General features: G+C 37.1%; 16 protein-coding genes. 5 read left to right on the forward strand and 11 right to left on the reverse strand.

Translation table 11 applies throughout. The features are described 5' to 3' along the window. Positions 1-180 precede the first annotated feature (180 nt). Positions 181-603, reverse strand: a complete 423-nt coding sequence (locus EDF66_RS11900; protein ID WP_132842865.1) for an NUDIX hydrolase — start codon at positions 601-603, stop codon at positions 181-183. Between the two features lie 195 nt (positions 604-798). On the opposite strand from EDF66_RS11900, the gene EDF66_RS11905 reads away from it, so the two are divergent. Then, a complete protein-coding gene (locus EDF66_RS11905; protein WP_132842866.1) occupies positions 799-1125 on the forward strand; it encodes a winged helix-turn-helix transcriptional regulator in 327 nt (108 codons plus the stop codon). Here the strand turns inward: EDF66_RS11905 and EDF66_RS11910 are convergent. Continuing rightward, on the reverse strand, positions 1122-1577 hold the full coding sequence (locus tag EDF66_RS11910) for a VOC family protein (protein WP_132842867.1): 456 nt from the start codon (positions 1575-1577) through the stop codon (positions 1122-1124). The genes EDF66_RS11905 and EDF66_RS11910 overlap by 4 nt on opposite strands. Before the next feature lie 180 nt (positions 1578-1757). Here EDF66_RS11910 and EDF66_RS11915 point away from each other — a divergent pair, with 180 nt between their 5' ends. Further along, positions 1758-3098 carry a DUF389 domain-containing protein gene (locus EDF66_RS11915; RefSeq protein WP_132842869.1) on the forward strand — a complete coding sequence of 447 codons (1341 nt, stop codon included), beginning with the start codon at positions 1758-1760 and terminating at the stop codon, positions 3096-3098. A 99-nt stretch (positions 3099-3197) separates the two neighbouring features. Here the strand turns inward: EDF66_RS11915 and EDF66_RS11920 are convergent, their stop codons facing one another. Then, positions 3198-3542, reverse strand: a complete 345-nt coding sequence (locus tag EDF66_RS11920) for a winged helix-turn-helix transcriptional regulator (protein ID WP_132842870.1) — start codon at positions 3540-3542, stop codon at positions 3198-3200. Positions 3543-3634: 92 nt separating this feature from the next. Here EDF66_RS11920 and EDF66_RS11925 point away from each other — a divergent pair, with 92 nt between their 5' ends. From EDF66_RS11925 to EDF66_RS11935, 3 genes are all read left to right on the forward strand, one after another. Then, complete coding sequence (locus EDF66_RS11925; protein WP_132842871.1) at positions 3635-4273, forward strand: peroxiredoxin-like family protein; 639 nt, start codon at positions 3635-3637, stop codon at positions 4271-4273. After that, positions 4270-5073, forward strand: a complete 804-nt coding sequence (locus EDF66_RS11930; RefSeq protein ID WP_132842873.1) for a DNA alkylation repair protein — start codon at positions 4270-4272, stop codon at positions 5071-5073. Before EDF66_RS11925 ends, EDF66_RS11930 begins: the two co-directional genes overlap by 4 nt. Positions 5074-5187: 114 nt before the next feature. Next, positions 5188-5580 (forward strand): DUF1801 domain-containing protein, encoded by a 393-nt coding sequence (locus EDF66_RS11935; protein ID WP_132842875.1) that lies wholly within the window; start codon positions 5188-5190, stop codon positions 5578-5580. Positions 5581-5724: 144 nt separating this feature from the next. Here the strand turns inward: EDF66_RS11935 and EDF66_RS11940 are convergent, their stop codons facing one another. From EDF66_RS11940 to EDF66_RS11975, 8 genes are all read right to left on the reverse strand, one after another. Beyond that, a complete protein-coding gene (locus tag EDF66_RS11940; RefSeq protein WP_132770903.1) occupies positions 5725-6324 on the reverse strand; it encodes an HdeD family acid-resistance protein in 600 nt (199 codons plus the stop codon). Positions 6325-6712: 388 nt separating this feature from the next. Beyond that, positions 6713-7999 (reverse strand): sensor histidine kinase, encoded by a 1287-nt coding sequence (locus EDF66_RS11945; protein WP_132842877.1) that lies wholly within the window; start codon positions 7997-7999, stop codon positions 6713-6715. A 550-nt stretch (positions 8000-8549) separates the two neighbouring features. Next, positions 8550-9341: a DUF1080 domain-containing protein gene (locus EDF66_RS11950; RefSeq protein ID WP_132842879.1), complete on the reverse strand. Its 792-nt coding sequence runs from the start codon at positions 9339-9341 to the stop codon at positions 8550-8552. Positions 9342-9368: 27 nt separating this feature from the next. Next, a complete protein-coding gene (locus EDF66_RS11955; RefSeq protein WP_206368406.1) occupies positions 9369-10526 on the reverse strand; it encodes a Gfo/Idh/MocA family protein in 1158 nt (385 codons plus the stop codon). Positions 10527-10546: 20 nt separating this feature from the next. Continuing rightward, positions 10547-11584 (reverse strand): TIM barrel protein, encoded by a 1038-nt coding sequence (locus EDF66_RS11960; protein WP_132842881.1) that lies wholly within the window; start codon positions 11582-11584, stop codon positions 10547-10549. Positions 11585-11608: 24 nt separating this feature from the next. Next, positions 11609-12820 (reverse strand): hypothetical protein, encoded by a 1212-nt coding sequence (locus EDF66_RS11965; protein ID WP_132842883.1) that lies wholly within the window; start codon positions 12818-12820, stop codon positions 11609-11611. Positions 12821-12844: 24 nt separating this feature from the next. Then, a complete protein-coding gene (locus EDF66_RS11970) occupies positions 12845-13909 on the reverse strand; it encodes an aldose 1-epimerase family protein (RefSeq protein WP_207898618.1) in 1065 nt (354 codons plus the stop codon). Positions 13910-13911: 2 nt separating this feature from the next. After that, the gene (locus tag EDF66_RS11975; protein WP_132842887.1) at positions 13912-16593 is read right to left on the reverse strand and encodes a c-type cytochrome; all 2682 of its coding nucleotides are present in this window, start codon (positions 16591-16593) and stop codon (positions 13912-13914) included. Between the last annotated feature and the right edge of the window lie 7 nt (positions 16594-16600).

Raw genomic sequence — 16600 nt, forward strand, 5'->3', positions numbered from 1 at the left:
CTTTATTTTATAAATTTAGTTTTCTTGAGTTATCAGTTAGTCAGTTAAATACCCCATTCTTAAAAAGTATTTCTTTTAACTTTCTGACTCAAAATTAAGACAAGGAACACGCTCTTTTTATTACATTTAGATCAACAATATAAAAAACTCGGTGAATAGCAGGAAAATAAAGGTAAAGTATCAGATCTCTATTAGCTTGTCTGCTTCAAGTTTATCAAAAACCATTAAAACACCAATCACTTGAAACTGCTCTTTCATATATGATGCTCTCGAAAAATACTGGACCGCCCCGATTTCATTGCTAGGATTAATTTCTTCTCTAAGATCATATATAAAACAATCCTGCTCCATAATAACCACAGGATTTTCGCCATATGCAGGAGCAGTTATGTGACAATAAAAATCCAATCTATCATCGTTCAGGTCAATCATCAGTTCCTCTCTAATCTCCCGCTTTAAAGACGTTAATGAACTCTCTCCACGATCAACCTTACCGCCAGGCAAATACCATGCTTTTTTATTATTACTATAGGCCAACAAGAGTTTATTATCTTTTAAAGTGATTAAACCTGCTGTAAGAAGACTTGAATTAAGCGTAGCCATATCAAAAATTTTAAACGTATATAACGCGTAATCTAATAATTTTTAAAGAAAAATCAATACTCAGATTTACTTATTAAAATGTGCATAAAGGAAAAGCATCATTTTCTACAGGTATAAAAGCATCAAAAGAATTTCCGTTAAGGGGAAATGAATAATTTATCCATAACTTGTCCTTCTCATCGATCAATATCAACTATGCGTAAAGAAAATTCAACAAATTCTATAAATGAAAAATCCCTATTAGAGTTTTGCAAAGCCCATAAAGCACTCGCTCAAATCAGTGGTAGATGGAAATTATCTTTACTATTTGCTCTCCATGAAGAAGATTTATATTACGCAAGTTTTAAATCCATACTTCCAGATATTTCCGATCGGATACTCACCAAGCAACTGAAAGAATTGGTCGAAGATCAAATTATAGATAACAAAAAAGATAAAGTCAAATCGCTTTACATCCTAACCGAAAAAGGAAGGAAAATTGTAGCCGTATTGACCGCCTTAGGTGCTATCGGTGAAAACTAGAAACTCACCTGTTCTAAAAATTCTATAACCTCACCATTTGGACTATAAACCAAACTATTATGAACACCGACAGATTTAGATTTATTTTTCAACTGAATAGCAAGCACTCCGTTGCTCAGGTCTATAGCTCCAGCTTTTAACGCTTCCACCCTTGCTTTAGCCGCGTCCTTCACAACAAAACAGATATGAAGAATAGAATTTTCGACCATTTCCTCCCCAAACCTTCTCTTTCTTCCCTGAGCAGGCATATCAGCATCACCATCGCATATTTCAACATATACATTAATCTGTTCATGATACATCATGACACATTTTTCGAGATTAAAATCAGGTAATGACCAAGAATGCACAATTACAAATCCCAATTGTTCGTAGAACTTTACTGTTTCATCAAATTGAGGAGCCTTTAATGAATAATGATGAAAACCGACAATATTTTCTGATAACTTCATAATACATATTTTAGACAAACCTATGAAAGCTTATCGCTGAATAAAAGAACTTACAAAATTGTTCGTTGGCCGCATCATAATATTTAGAAAAAAAACACATCAAGGATATAAATAAGAATATCCTAACATTTATCAAACGATTTTTAACAAATACTGTTATTGAGTAATAATAGAGAAATTATGGCAAACTCCAAATTCATACGATTTTTCAATTTACATACTGGCGAAGACAAAAAGGAAAATGTCTTAGAAAATGTCGTAAATAATATTTCATTTCGAGGAGCTAATCTTTGGATACTAGCCTGCGCCATAGTCATTGCCTCCGTAGGTTTGAACGTAAATTCTACAGCAGTCATTATAGGAGCTATGCTTATTTCACCTTTAATGAGTCCAATAGTAGGAGCCGGATTCGCATTAGGAGTTTACGACTTTCCGCTGTTAAAAAAATCATTAAAAAATCTTCTTATTGCAACCTTTGTAAGTTTATTGGTTTCTTTCTTATATTTCACATTAAGTCCTTTCAAAGATGCACAATCCGAACTCTTGGCACGCACCTCACCTAATATATACGATGTACTAATTGCCTTCTTCGGTGGTCTCGTTGGTGTTATTGCCATCACCCGTGTCGAAAAAGGAAATCCAATACCTGGAGTTGCTATAGCAACAGCATTAATGCCTCCTTTATGTACTGCAGGCTATGGGCTAGCAATTGGCAATCTTTCTTATTTCGCGGGAGCATTGTATCTCTATATGATCAACTGTTTTTTCATATGCCTTTCTACTTTTATCATTGTCAAATACCTCAACTACCCAAAGGTTAACTTTGTAGATGCAAACCGTGAAAAGAAAATAACACGTGTCATTTCACTGATTATTCTCATACTTATTATTCCCAGTGTCTACTTCGCATATACATTGTTAGAACAAAAACAATATTCACAAAAAGTCAATAAATTTATTCAGACAGCGTTTACAGACAAAGGATATACAGTCGTTTTTGAAAGAACGAACTATAATTCTAATCCTAAAAAATTAGAATTAGCATTCTTAATCAAAAAATTCAGCAAAGAAGAGGTCGACAGAATAAAAAGAGAAATGGAAGATTATGGAATTAAAAATACAGAACTAGTCATCCGTCAAGACAACAATGATCTTAAAGCAGATATTTTAAACGAAATCAACAAAAAAGAGCAGAATCTTTCTGAAAAAGATATTAGAATAAAACAATTAAATGCCGAATTGAACAAATACCAGATCAATACGCCAAATTTACAAGAGAATATCAAAATCTTATTTCCGCAGATAACGAGCTACAGCATAGGTGTACAGAATAAAATAATCACTGCGGATAGCGCTATCAATACCATTTCTTTAATTTATATAGCAGATAAAAAACTAAGCGAAGAAGAATTTATCAAGCTCCAGAATTGGATGAAGATCCAATTTCCGGAAAGAGAAGTAGCTGTTATTGCAAACCAGAACAGTGATTTTGCACTGCCACGAAAGGAATTGACAAAGTAAGCTTTCCATTTCCCTACAGGGAAATGGCTTCAATCATGGTTAAAATTGTTCCTTTATATCGTGAAGCGACGCTTCATCAGTTCATTATTAGTGAACCTATCACTTAAAATCCGATTTTTCCTGCAACAGTAATTCTCCCCAAGCATTTAATTTCCATAGTACCTCCACCAGTTTTTCACCGAGAGGTGTAAGCGTATATTCAACACGAGGAGGTAACTCATTAAAGCTTTTTTTACTTAAAATACCATCTTCTTCAAGCTCCTTTAATTGTTGATTTAACACGCGGCGATCCACCTTAACTATTCCCCTCAACATTTCACTAGGACGCTTTTCACCTTCATTGATCCGCCAGATAATCGGAATTTTCCATTTACCACTTATCGTATTCACCGCAAATTCCAATGGACATATTTTTTCAGATATAGCTTGCACCTTTGATTTCATAAAATTGACTTTTTTATCCCATAGGGATAATAATATGCGGTATTGTCATTATGAATTTACTTTTAAATATTTGCAAAAACAAATCATATCGCATGACAAACTTAGCAAAGAAAATAGATGAAATTAATAAAAACTTAGCCGCACAGTTGCCGGCTGACATTATCGAAGTTTTTAGTCAATCTATTCAAGAATTAAAGAGCAGTAAAATTGAAGAAAATAGCACACAGGTCGGTAATAAATTCCCCAATTTCAGCCTAAAGAATACCAGTAATCAAATCATCCACTTAAATGAATTACTAAAAAAAGGCAAAGTAATTGTAGCTTTTTTTCGTGGTAGCTGGTGTCCCTATTGCAATGTAGAATTAAAGGCATTACAGGACCATATAGAATTTTTTAAAGAAAAAAACATTTCGTTAGTTGCTATAGCTCCACAATCGGAAAGTTATAACAAAGAATTAGAAGTGAACCACATGCTCCATTATGATATTTTGACGGATCAGGATAATACACTAGCCAAACAACTCGGCATTTCATTTGAGCTACCAAACTACGCCGTCACCACCTATGAAAAGTTAGGGATTAAACTATCAAAATATAATAAAAATGATCATAACGAATTACCAATACCAGCAGTATACATCATTGATACAAATTATAACATAACCTATCAATTTGTTGATAGCAATTATATGAACAGAGTAAATATTCAAGACCTTATCGACCAATTATGATCGAAGTAAAAAGAAAAGGAGCAAGATCAACTAAAGATCTATCTCCAGCTATTTTAAAGCAATTAAATTGTGGAGAAGTCGAAACAGCAAATCTGGTTGAGTGGTTAGCAATTGATCAACGATCTTTACTGGTACACATATTAAAGCAACATAAACGCATAGCATATCTAAAACCCGTTTTAGTGGCTATTGATGAGCTAAAAAAACAAACAGTCAAAACGATCAATGAAGCTATCGGAACAGCGCTCTTTGAGCAGTCATTCAAAAATGGAGATCAGCAATTTCTAAAAATATTATCCCAACATCAGGCCGATATGGCTCGCTGTTGGGCAACATACACAATTGGCAGAAATCATGAATTGAGCATTGAGCAGACGCTAGAACAGATTAAGCCATTTGCTGCAGACACACATTTCGGAGTAAGAGAGATCAGCTGGATGGCGGTAAGACATAAAATTAAAGACAATTTATTTTCCAGCATCAGCATCCTTTCCAACTGGACTTCGCATGAAAACAAAAATGTAAGAAGATTTAGCAGCGAGGCTACAAGACCACGCGGTGTATGGTGTCAGCATATTGATCTACTCAAAAACAAACCTGAGCTAGCATTAGAAATTTTGGAACCACTTCGATCCGATCCAGATCGTTATGTACAGGACAGTGTTGGCAACTGGCTCAACGATGCCAGTAAGACAAAAGCAGATTTCGTGCGCTCACTTTGTGAGCGCTGGGAAAAAGAAAGTGGTACAAAAGAAACAAAATATATCATCAAAAAAGCATTAAGAACAATTGGATCATAAATAACCAAATACTATTTTTCTTGTCATTTGCAAAGTAGAAACTAGTGAAAATTATTGTAAATTCAGTCCGAAAGACCAAGAATTATCAAACACATAAAATTATTCACATAAAATATGGATCCCTATATTAGAATCTACAATAGTCAACTGAATCAAGAAGACCAAGCCATATGTGATATGCTAGCTGAGGAAATTTCCCAACATTTACCAGATGCTGAAAATAAAATATGGCATGCACATCCTGTATGGTTTATAGAAAAAAATCCGATTGTAGGATACAGCAGACAAAAAGCTGGAATAAGACTGATGTTTTGGAGTGGTTCCGATTTTGAAGAAGAAAAATTAAAGATTATAGGAGCTAAATTTAAAGACGCATCGATTTACTATAATTCCATTTCTCAAATCGATAAAAACGATTTAAAACGCTGGTTAGAGAAATCAATGAAAATACAGTGGGATTACAAGAATATTATAAAACGGAAAGGAATATTGATCCGATTGAAGTAAAGCCATAATTTCAAAAGCCCACAAATAAAAATATGTGCAAAAACATTTCACATCAACATCTTAACACAACCAACTCCCTTATTTACAATAACTACTGGCTTAAAACAAAAAGCGCAATATAATTTGCACTTTTTATTCCAAAATCTAATTTATTTCGCTATAGCGATTGTCTCTATTATCCAGATTTTCATTGATTTTCTTTAATCTTCGACCAATAAGGCTTAATACCACATGCATGACCCCTACCGTTATTAATCCTATCCCCATCCAGATACCAATGGTAATACCTGCTATTAAGGGGTTCCAAAGCAACAAGAATGAAAACAAAACTCCCAAGATACCGGTAAACAAGATCCAGCCCCAATTACCAATTCCAGCACGTTTGATCTCAAATGCATTAGCTATCGTAGCAATAGATCTAAATAATAACCAAACTCCAATAAATACCGATAACATCAATGCTGTCAATCCCGTATTGGCAATAAGCAATACACCAATAAACAAATTTAGCATACCACCAACCAAATGCCAACCCCAATTATCACTGTTCTTACGGTTCGATAAGGCATAAAACAATTCAAATACGCCACTGATCAAAATCCCGACACTTAAAAATATACTCAAAGCCAGAAAAGAGCTAAAAGGTGCAGCCGCTGCATAGACACCCACTATAATATACAATATGCCAGCAATCAAAGGTAAATACCAGAATTTTAAAACCTTTTGAACAATACTTTTCTCCATAATTCGTGTGTTTTTAAATGTTAAATATAAATTGGTAGATCATTACTTGTAGATCTACACTGACTATTTACATTAGATTTAGTTATTTTGTTTTAATGATTAAAAAAAACTTTTTAAAAAAAAGTTCAAATACTAAAAATTTTATTTTCATATCTCAAACGAATAAATACTCAATTAACCTTAAAAACCTTTTTTCCATATTGAAGATTTTCATATAACTAGATTCCTTAAATAATAAATTTATACATTTATTCTCACAAGAGAGAAAAAATGCAAGTTAATAAACCCCAGTTATTCAAAAAATGGAAAATGAAATTATCGCTTGAAGTGGTTTTATATGTCAATAAGTCTCTATTTAATATATTGATACCCCATTAAAAAAGGACTACTAACTATTTTTAGGTAATGAAACGGCAAATACTGAACCTTTATTCAACTTACTTTCTACCCGAATATTTCCTTCATTCAATCGGATAAATTCAGCACAAAGAATTAACCCGAGACCAAACCCCCTTTCTCCTATCGTCCCTTTTGTAGATAACTGAGAGGAGGTAAACAACATATTTATTCGGCGGTCATCCATTCCCATTCCCTCATCTTTAATAAAAATATCAATCATGTTGCCTTTAACATCGGCAAAAACCTTTACACGTCCGCAAACCTCACTAAATTTGATCGCATTGCTCAATAAGTTTCTTAAGATAACAGCCGTTTGATCATAATCAGCAAAAAGACTCATGGACTCAGGTATATTTATATCAACCGTAAGTTGTTTTTGTCGTACAAGGAAATCAAAAAAATGGAATAATTCCAGCACTAAAGGCCGAAGTAAAAAAGTAACTTTTATAGTTTGAATTCCCTGCATCCCCCGCACACTCCATCGTAATAAATTGTCCATAACCGAGCCCAATTGGGAGACTTGATCTTTCAAAAGACCGATAGTTTCGATTCTTTCATTATGCGTCAGCAAATCCTCATGAAACATCTGCAGTAAATTTTCAAGTGTTACCATAGGACTGCGAATATCATGTGCCAAAATTGAAAACATCTTTTCTTTATCCTTATTTAAAGAAAATAAGGCTTGACGCTGTTTTTCAATTTCTTGCTGATAGGTACTCTGGATACTTTTAAAGAAACTCACCACACCGACTATCAATAGAATCCCTACAATCATATTAGCATAAGCCTGTTCTGGAGGAACGGGAGATCCCAGTAAAGGTGGTTGAGGAAATAAAATCACGGCCCCACATGCTATAAAAATTAAAAAACATAAAGAAAACCTGATCCATTTGTTATCAATCATCAAGCTGGTCGTGATCAGCAATGCCACCAAAAAGTATTCGCCACCGTTATGAAAATACAATCCAGCCACAGTATAGATAATTAATCTTGAGATCACCATTACTAGTCGTGCACTCAGATACTTTCGATACTTATTTAATATAAGCACTGTTGTCGCATCGCAAACATTCAATAAGTTTAGAAAAGAAAGAAAATAACGTTCATTACCGAAATTAACAATAGCATAACTAAGCATACAGCACATTCCTATCCAATTTAAGATATTGATCAGCTTAGTATACTGAGATTCAACATAAGACATTTCAGGGTCAACCCCTACATTACTAAGCCGATATAGGATATTCTTTACATATACAGATAACGTATTGGCCATTAATTTTTGATGGTTAATTTGGATATTAAATCTAGTACAATTTTCTATTTAGGTATTTTCCTGCTTTATTAAAATAGATATGAAATACTCCCCCATTACAAGAGAACTTCATTATCCGAATTCATTCAAATAGAACATCTACTAAACTAATGAAATACTTTCCGGGTATGATCTCTTCATTTGAATGGAGAAAGTAAACGAGATTCAGAATTTACGAAACAAAACTAGTAAAATTTATAAGGTCTTTCCAACTTTTTATAACTGAACTAAAATTCGACAAAAACACTTCGTATTAAGAGATAAAGAGAGCTAGTCCTATTTCAATGGCCTATGAGAGGAACCTAAAAAATGAGAAACACAAATAAACAAAAAGCACAACGTGAAGTTGCGCTTTTTGTTCTTAAACCTAATTTCAAATCCATTGGCAATTAAGGTAAATTAACCAAAAGATTGTTATGCATAAAATCTATTTAAATATGCGGCATATAACACAGATCATAATGACCATATAATCATTTTTTAAAAAATTATTTAAAATGATTATGATAATTTAGTCCAACATTTTAATTTTCATATCCTTATATTCGATTTTCATCGGTGGTCCCACATGGACCTGCACACCGATCAATCCACGCTGCTTCCGATGTTGCTCATCATTATCCACAACTTCAGAAATCAATTTTCCATTGATATAATGGGATAACTTATTGCCCTTTGCAACAATTTCAATTTCATTCCAATCGCCCACTTTAACCGCATCCGCCAATTCTTTAGCAGTCGCCAAAGTATCTCGCACGATCAGGGTACTCCAGGCATTTCCTTTGGAAGCGCCGGGTTCATCTACCGTTGGATTCGGTATCTCTGTCTGCTGTCCACGATAAGCTAGCGTAGTACGATTACGTTCCTCATAATTCTGACCTGTATAATGATGTTGACCATCAATATCAGCCTGATACCCCTTCAGTGCATAGGGTAATTCCGTAAGACGTTCACTACGATAATTGATACCACTATTGCCATCAGCAGAAATTCGGAATTGGGATTTCAGTACAAAATCCCCCGGTTCACCACCTTTCCAGATTAAAAAAGTATTATTCTTTAAAGGTTCTGCATCAGATTTAATTTCACCAATCAATATACCACTCTCCATACGCCAATAGCTACTGTCTCCCTCCCATCCTTTCAATGTATTAGAATCAAGCATTGCGACAAACCCTTCTTGTACTGAACTATCAAGAACGGTATGCTGCCCCTGATCATGTTTCGTATTTCCGGCATTGCAGGCCAGCATGAAAAGCGAAGCTGTAGCAGTCAGATATCCATATTTTATCATCTTGTTCATTGTTATGAGCTAAAAGTTAATTTAACATTAATTGTTCCAATCTACATCAGTGTCCGCCCAACATTTGTTTTTAGCAGACAATAAAACGGCTTCACACACCTTTTGGGTCTCATAGGCATCTCGAAAATTAGGATGACATTCTTCACCAGTTTCTACACTTTTTAGAAAATCTGCTACTTGATGAACAAATGAGTGTTCATAACCGATGGATAATCCCGGTACCCACCATTTATCCATATAAGGTTGATCACCATCGGTCACATGAATCGAGCGCCAACCTTTAACGATTGACTCATCCGCATTATTAAAATATTCCAATTTATTAAGATCATGCAGATCCCAACGTAATGAGCCTTTTTCACCATTAATTTCAAATGTAAAGAGCGCCTTATGTCCTCGAGCATAGCGGGTAGATTCAAATAATCCCAAGGAACCATTATCAAAATGACAGTGAAATATACAAGCGTCATCAATTTTGACATCTTCCATTTTCCCAGTCTCCTCACGTAGACGTTGCTTCACAAAAATTTCTGTCATTGCAGAAACATCTTTAATACCACCATTAAGCCACATGGCCAAATCAATACAGTGCGCTAAAAGATCTCCTGTCACACCAGAACCTGCAGCTTCGGCATCCATACGCCAAAAAGCTCGGCCTCCCTGTGGTAAATTTTCATTTATAGTCCAGTCCTGCAAAAAGTTCGTCCGATAATGAAAAATCTTACCCAACTTTCCACTTTCCACTAGCTGTTTAGCTAGAGTAACAGCTGGCAGCCTGCGGTAATTGTACCATACCGTATTCTTAACTTGACTTGTTTCCACAGCCTTGACCATCTGCGCCCCTTCCTCAAGATTTCTAGACAAAGGTTTTTCACATAAAACCATTTTTCCTGCCGCTGCCGCAGCTACAGCTATTTCCATGTGCATATTATTCGGAGTACAAATATCAACAGCATCAATATCATCACGACTGATTAATTTTTTCCAATCCGTTTCATAAGATTCATAACCCCATTGCTCAGCAAAAGCGATAACCTTATCCTCACTTCTAGAACAAACCGCTTTCAAAATAGGTTTGTATGCTAAATCAGGAAAGAAATCACCAACCCGCTTGTACCCATTGGAATGAGTTCTTCCCATAAATCCACAACCGATCAATCCTATTCTAAGTTCTTTTTTCTTCATAACAATTAGTCTATAACCTTTTACACCGACCATCCATGTGCATTTCGCACTTTAATCATGGTTTCCAGAATTGAATTCCAGGTCTCTTGTTTATGCATCACTTCATTTGGAAACATACAGCCATCCCAACAAATGTGGTCGAAAACTTTGTTTGGGTTACCATTCTCATCGCGCAACCAATATCCAGCATCCTTTACAATATCCAGCTTACCATTCGGATCAGTCGGCAAACAATGTCTTCCCGTTTTATCATGCGAACCCGAGCCAAATACGGTTCCATCATTCTGAGCAACATGAAAATCTATCGTCCATGGACGAAGCTTATCTGTCAAGAATTGAAGACCACGTTCCAGCTCGGCTCTATCTTCCCATTGAAAATCAGTTTTAAGAATCCGGTCCTTAGGTTCATTATACCCCAGTAGATATAAAAAAGTATGAGACATATCTGCCTGAAACCCCATATTATCCCTATCCACCATCTCCAGCGTTTCCAGCATCGTTCTCCAACTTTGCATGCCACCCCAGCAGATTTCCCCTTCCGCGGCAAGTCGTTCTCCATACGTAGCTGCTACGTCACATGCACGTCTAAATGTTTCCGCAATTATTTTGGTATTTTCAAGAGGATTTTTAGCCCATTCACCTACGCTTGTAGCCGAGTCGATCCGGATCACGTTATTAGTTCGAATACCTTGTTTTCTTAGTTTATAACCAAACTCACTTGCCTTTTGCACAACAGCTACAAAGCGATCTCGATCTGCTTGAGTACCCATTGCAGAACCACCATCTGGCGACCAGATGGGTGCCACTAAAGTACCGATTTCTAAATCATAACGACCCACTTTATCTACTAACCAATTTACATTTTCATCTGTAGGATCTAGTTTAACATGTGCACTGAAAAGACCTAAATCAATACCGTCAAATTTGACACCATCAACATTAGCATGAGCTGTTTTTTCTAAAAGCTCATCCAAAGAAATAATAGGTTCATGATCGCCCTTGCCTACAATACCTGGCCAGGTTGCATTGTGCAATTTTGGAAAATTGTTCTTGCTCATCTGTACGTTTTTTATCTTTAGTAATTAAGACTCCATTATCAAATCCGGATTATCAGGTCCAAAATGTTTCAACATGACTATCGGATCTGTTTTCGAATCATTTTTAATGATGACACCTTTCATCGCAGCCGATTCTGAAACAAAATATTCGTCGTAGGTCAACTGCCCATAGCGGATCAGAGCCGGTGTTTCTAAAGTCCAATCATTTAACTTTCCGTAACCCTGCATCATAATCAATCCATAAGCCGCACCATCAGTGATCGTAACAGTTTGACCAGGAAAAACGGTCAATTCTTTTGCGCTAAATGCTGTCGATTTATAGCATATCCATTTCTCACTATAACCAGATTGCTCCATTTCAGCAATTGCCTTGACCGGTTTAGGGTACATAAATCGGTTCTCCATCATATTGGGATCGACATTTAGATCCCAATCTATAATGTCCATTAAAGCATCATAATCACCCTGCTTATTATCAGGAACTCCTTTCCATAACAATTCCTCTGGAATGATCGCCTCATTAACCAAGGATTGATACATCGCAAAAACATCAGAAGCTTTTTGTGGTTCATAGGTACACATACTACCTGGAGCATGCAATAATCCAGGAGGGACATCCCAGCCGGTTCCCGGTTCTAAACGGTAGGCTTGCGAGTAATTTGTGATCTTATTATCTCCTTTACTGAAATTTTCCAGGCATTCTTTGATCTGTGCTTTTGAGGTTCCGGGCGCTATACCCATAAAAGTATAAGGAAAATCGCCTCCATGGTTATTTAGCTGTGGAGGAAAATAGTACGCTTCAGGTTTGCCCGCTTGCCCAATCAAAGCCGCTTTCTCATCGTTATGGTGAATATGGTGAGGTAGTGGCCCCATGTTATCAAAGAATTTGGAATACATAGGCCAGCTTTGGTAATCAGACCAGATACGATTTCCAATCAATCTTTCTTTGAGATAAGAAACGCAATCCGACAACAAAAGTTGTTTAATCTCACCTTCATGTTCATACACCACGAAACTAAGACCTTCAAATTCACCCGTCAAAGGACCATTTTTCGCAGGAGTTGTAGAAGACAGCCACCGCTCATCAATACCGCCACGTTCACCACCCAGCACATAATAATCGTCTGGATGAAGTTTTATCCTTCTTCCAGGTACACAAAATGACCTAGGCACCCAGTTTGGCGCCAATCTAAAAATCCCTTTACCTTGTTCAAAAGCTTTTTCTATATTTTCCATTCCTTCGTATTTATGTTTTATAATCTACATGTTATCCTTAAAATCCTGAATTTCTTCACGTGTATCTAATATGTTCAAAGAAAGTTGGTATACTTTTTTTTCCTTAGGTTTAAGAAAAATCAGTTCTTTACTTTCACGCATCAACTTTTGCCCCAACGGTGGATTTGTACCGGGCTCTAATCCTGTCACATATTCTCCCGGACCCCAGTGTTGCCAATTGGTCAACCAAGGAAGTTGTTCCTTTTTAAAAGTTAGCGCAACCGCAAAACCCAGCTTTTCATTAAACAGCCCACAATGGCTATTTCCTTTCTGATCGCTTTTAGGAGATATAAACACCGCTTCTTCTCCTGCCCCCCGATGATCTTCACGAGGTTCTTGACAGGTTTTAAAATCAAGACCTGCTTTAAATATTTTATTAGACTCACCAGATTCCCGAGGTTGCCATTTTCCATTCCACAGTAATTCAGTACCAGCATCCACAAGGGGCCAACCAAAGTTAAAGTGATAGAGCAGCATATGTGGCACATCCATATTACCAACATTTTGGACCACATCTTCAATATGTATTGTAGGATCCCCGAGGTAACATCGGATTGTCCGAATCAACTCAATATAATATCCAAGAGGATGTCCCTGTAGTATCCTCCCAGTGATCGATATTTCAAGATCTCCATTTAACAAATCCGGTTGTTTTATATGAATAATTTCTGCGGGAATATTACTAATCTGATCATGTAGTCCTCGACTTCCAAAAACATCCGCTTCAGGACCACCAACATGAGTAAGTCCACAAGTAACCAACAATCCACCACCAAAAGTGCGTAACCAATCTGCTCCCTTATCCGAAAAAGGTTGCGGTGCAGTTACCCCCAACTTACTGATCCAGCTCAAATTAAATTGGTTGAAATAAGCATCCGCAATATCCATAGCTCGATCTATAACAACTTTAAAACGCAATCCCGTACCTGTATTTATCCAGGCAATACGGGTACCACGTCCCCTTCCATTATCCAAAACCGAAGTCTCGATACCACCGACCTGTGCCACGTGCGACACTTTTTCCAACCAATCTTTCTTTGAAAAATCCACTTTTATTTATTTTTCTTTTTATAAACGTCATTATTCTCATTCCCTCCCGACATGAGGTATGCCATTAAATCACGCAGTTCCTCTGGATTCAAGACATTTAATGTTCCGGGAGGCATAATGGAAACTTCGGAGACTTTGATGTCCTGAACATCTTTTTTTGCAATTTCCTTCGTTAACTGCGGTGCATAAGGATTTTGCGAAATGGTATAACTCTTTTCACTTTCACCCATCAGTCGTCCCATTTGCTTAGTTCCATCTTTCAGATGAAAAACTTTAGATTCATATTGATCAGAAATCACTTTGCTGGGTTCAATCATCGCTTCCAACATATCTTTAGGAGAGAAACGTGTTCCCAGTTGAGTAAGATCAGGTCCAACCGAACCACCCGAACCTTTCATAGTATGGCAAGAAGCACAGCGCAAGGCAACAAAAAGCTCACCCCCTCGTTTGAAATCACGTATCTCAGTATTATCATTAATATATTTGAGCGCTGTATCGATCTTCCAATCTCTTCCTGGCCCTTTGGCATTCTGAACTTTTTCGGCTAGTCTATTACCCGATTGATTAACCAATGAATCACCAGAAATCTTACTGTAATAGGCCAATTTATCCTTATTTACATGACTCAGTGCAATTTTTCGGGCTTTATCAATAAATCCGATGTAGCTATTGCCTCCTTTGTAACCAAAACCTTTATAGAACCACTTGAAATATTCATCATGCAATTCTGGGGTCCAACCCGTATGTGCAGAACTCAACATCGTTGCTAAAAATATCTGTTGCGCAGGAGGAATATTGGCCAACATGTCAGCGATATCCAGACCATACTGTGGATTACGCAAAATAAGATTAGAAGAACTCATAAAACTGGTATTGGTCGAATCATCCTTTGCTGAGTATAGTAATGGTACAGTCTTAGGTACAACACTCGCATCGCCAATAGCTACCAATACTTTTCCCAGTTCACGATTGACAAGGTTTATCTTCGAAGGATATAAACCCGCTAATCGCTCCGAAAGTAGAATACGTTGCGATTCAACAGGTGTCCCCATTCGAGCTATACTGACCTCATAAACACGCAACAGATTTAAAAGCATCTGTTGCGGAAGCTTCCTGATGTCAATAGTTGCCAGCTTATTAAACATGTCTGCTTGTAATGATTTATCTCCATTTCTTGCCAGAGCCAACATCGCTTCGGTAAGACGGAGTACATTTTTTTCCTGAAAAACAAGATGCTTCCATGTATCCACGGGTTGATGCTCCACTGCAATACGTGCAGCATAACGGATAAAACGATCTGGATCACCAAGGTATTTCCACACTTTCTCAGCTGTGCCTGGTGCAGAAGGTTTATGAAATTGTTCAATCTCGCGACGCAAGGCAATCCCCTTAGGAATTTCATTTTTTGTTTTCTTAGCCTCAATATCAGCATGTCCCTTATAATACACGCGATAAAGATCAGACTCCAACTTTCTCCCCCCTGTCAAAAAGTATAAAGCACCATCAGGCCCAATCTCTCCAGATGTCAATGCAAGTGGAGATCCCGATATAAATTCTTCCGCTTTTGCCTCATAAGTCGCTCCTTTTGGTGTTAACTGAACAGAATAGATAATACCAAAACTCCAGTCAAATGCCAGAAGACTATTTCTATACTTATCAGGAAATTTCGCTTTGCTTGCATAGAGTAGATTCGTTGGCGAGCCCTGTCCAATATTCAACGTACCAGGTAGGTTATCTGGGTAACTGGGATCCCATTTGGCATTACCAGTCCTCCATCCGTACTCAGCACCACTTGTTACATGACAGATCCGTGTTGGACGATACCAAGGCATCCCAAAATCCCATTCCATATCCGAATCGTAGGTGAACATTTCGCCATCATCATTAAAAGTAATATCAAATGGATTTCGATACCCACCACTAATCATCTCCCAGTGTTTACCCTCAGGATCGGTTTTAGCAATCCAGCCACCCGGTTCTTTACGATCGGTGGCATGACCCTGTGGATCTACGATATGAGGTAACAAATTATCGTGATGCCAGTTTAAAGGTAAACGATAGGCATCCATCTTGGGCAAATCAGTATGATTACCCGCAATTAAATATATAGCAGAATCTGGCCCAAGTACAACACTATGCGGCCCATGCTCACCTTCACCATTTAAGACCAATAATTGTGTTATCTTATCCAATTTATCATCCTGATTTGTATCCTGTAATCGGTACAAGCCACTACCTTTCGAAAACTGCTCATCAGGATTATGGTTTACGACGACATAAAGACTATTGTGCGCCCACAACAAACCTTGAGCAAATCCAATTCCTACTTTCGTTGAACTGGTATCAGCGGGATTATCTAATGGAAAATCCAACTTTTCAATCTTAGGCTTCATCGTAGTATCCGATCCTATCGGTGGCAGTTCGATACGGAACAATGCTCCATACTGATCCGAGGTAATCATCCTCCCCTTATCATCAAAGGTCATCGCGACCCATGATCCCTGTTTATTATCCGACGGGCTATAGATATGATCTACAGCAAACCCCTCAGGTAAAACAATTTTCTTAGTCTTCGGATTCTCATCCTTAGTACCTTCATCTTTAATTTGTTCACGACATGCCCCCGCCAAAATGAGCAGGAAAATGGCAAACAACACGAGCTGCATGTTATTAATTTTTCTCATTGTTATT

Origin of the sequence: Sphingobacterium sp. JUb20, assembly GCF_004342035.1 — a bacterium.
GTDB lineage: Bacteria > Bacteroidota > Bacteroidia > Sphingobacteriales > Sphingobacteriaceae > Sphingobacterium > Sphingobacterium anhuiense.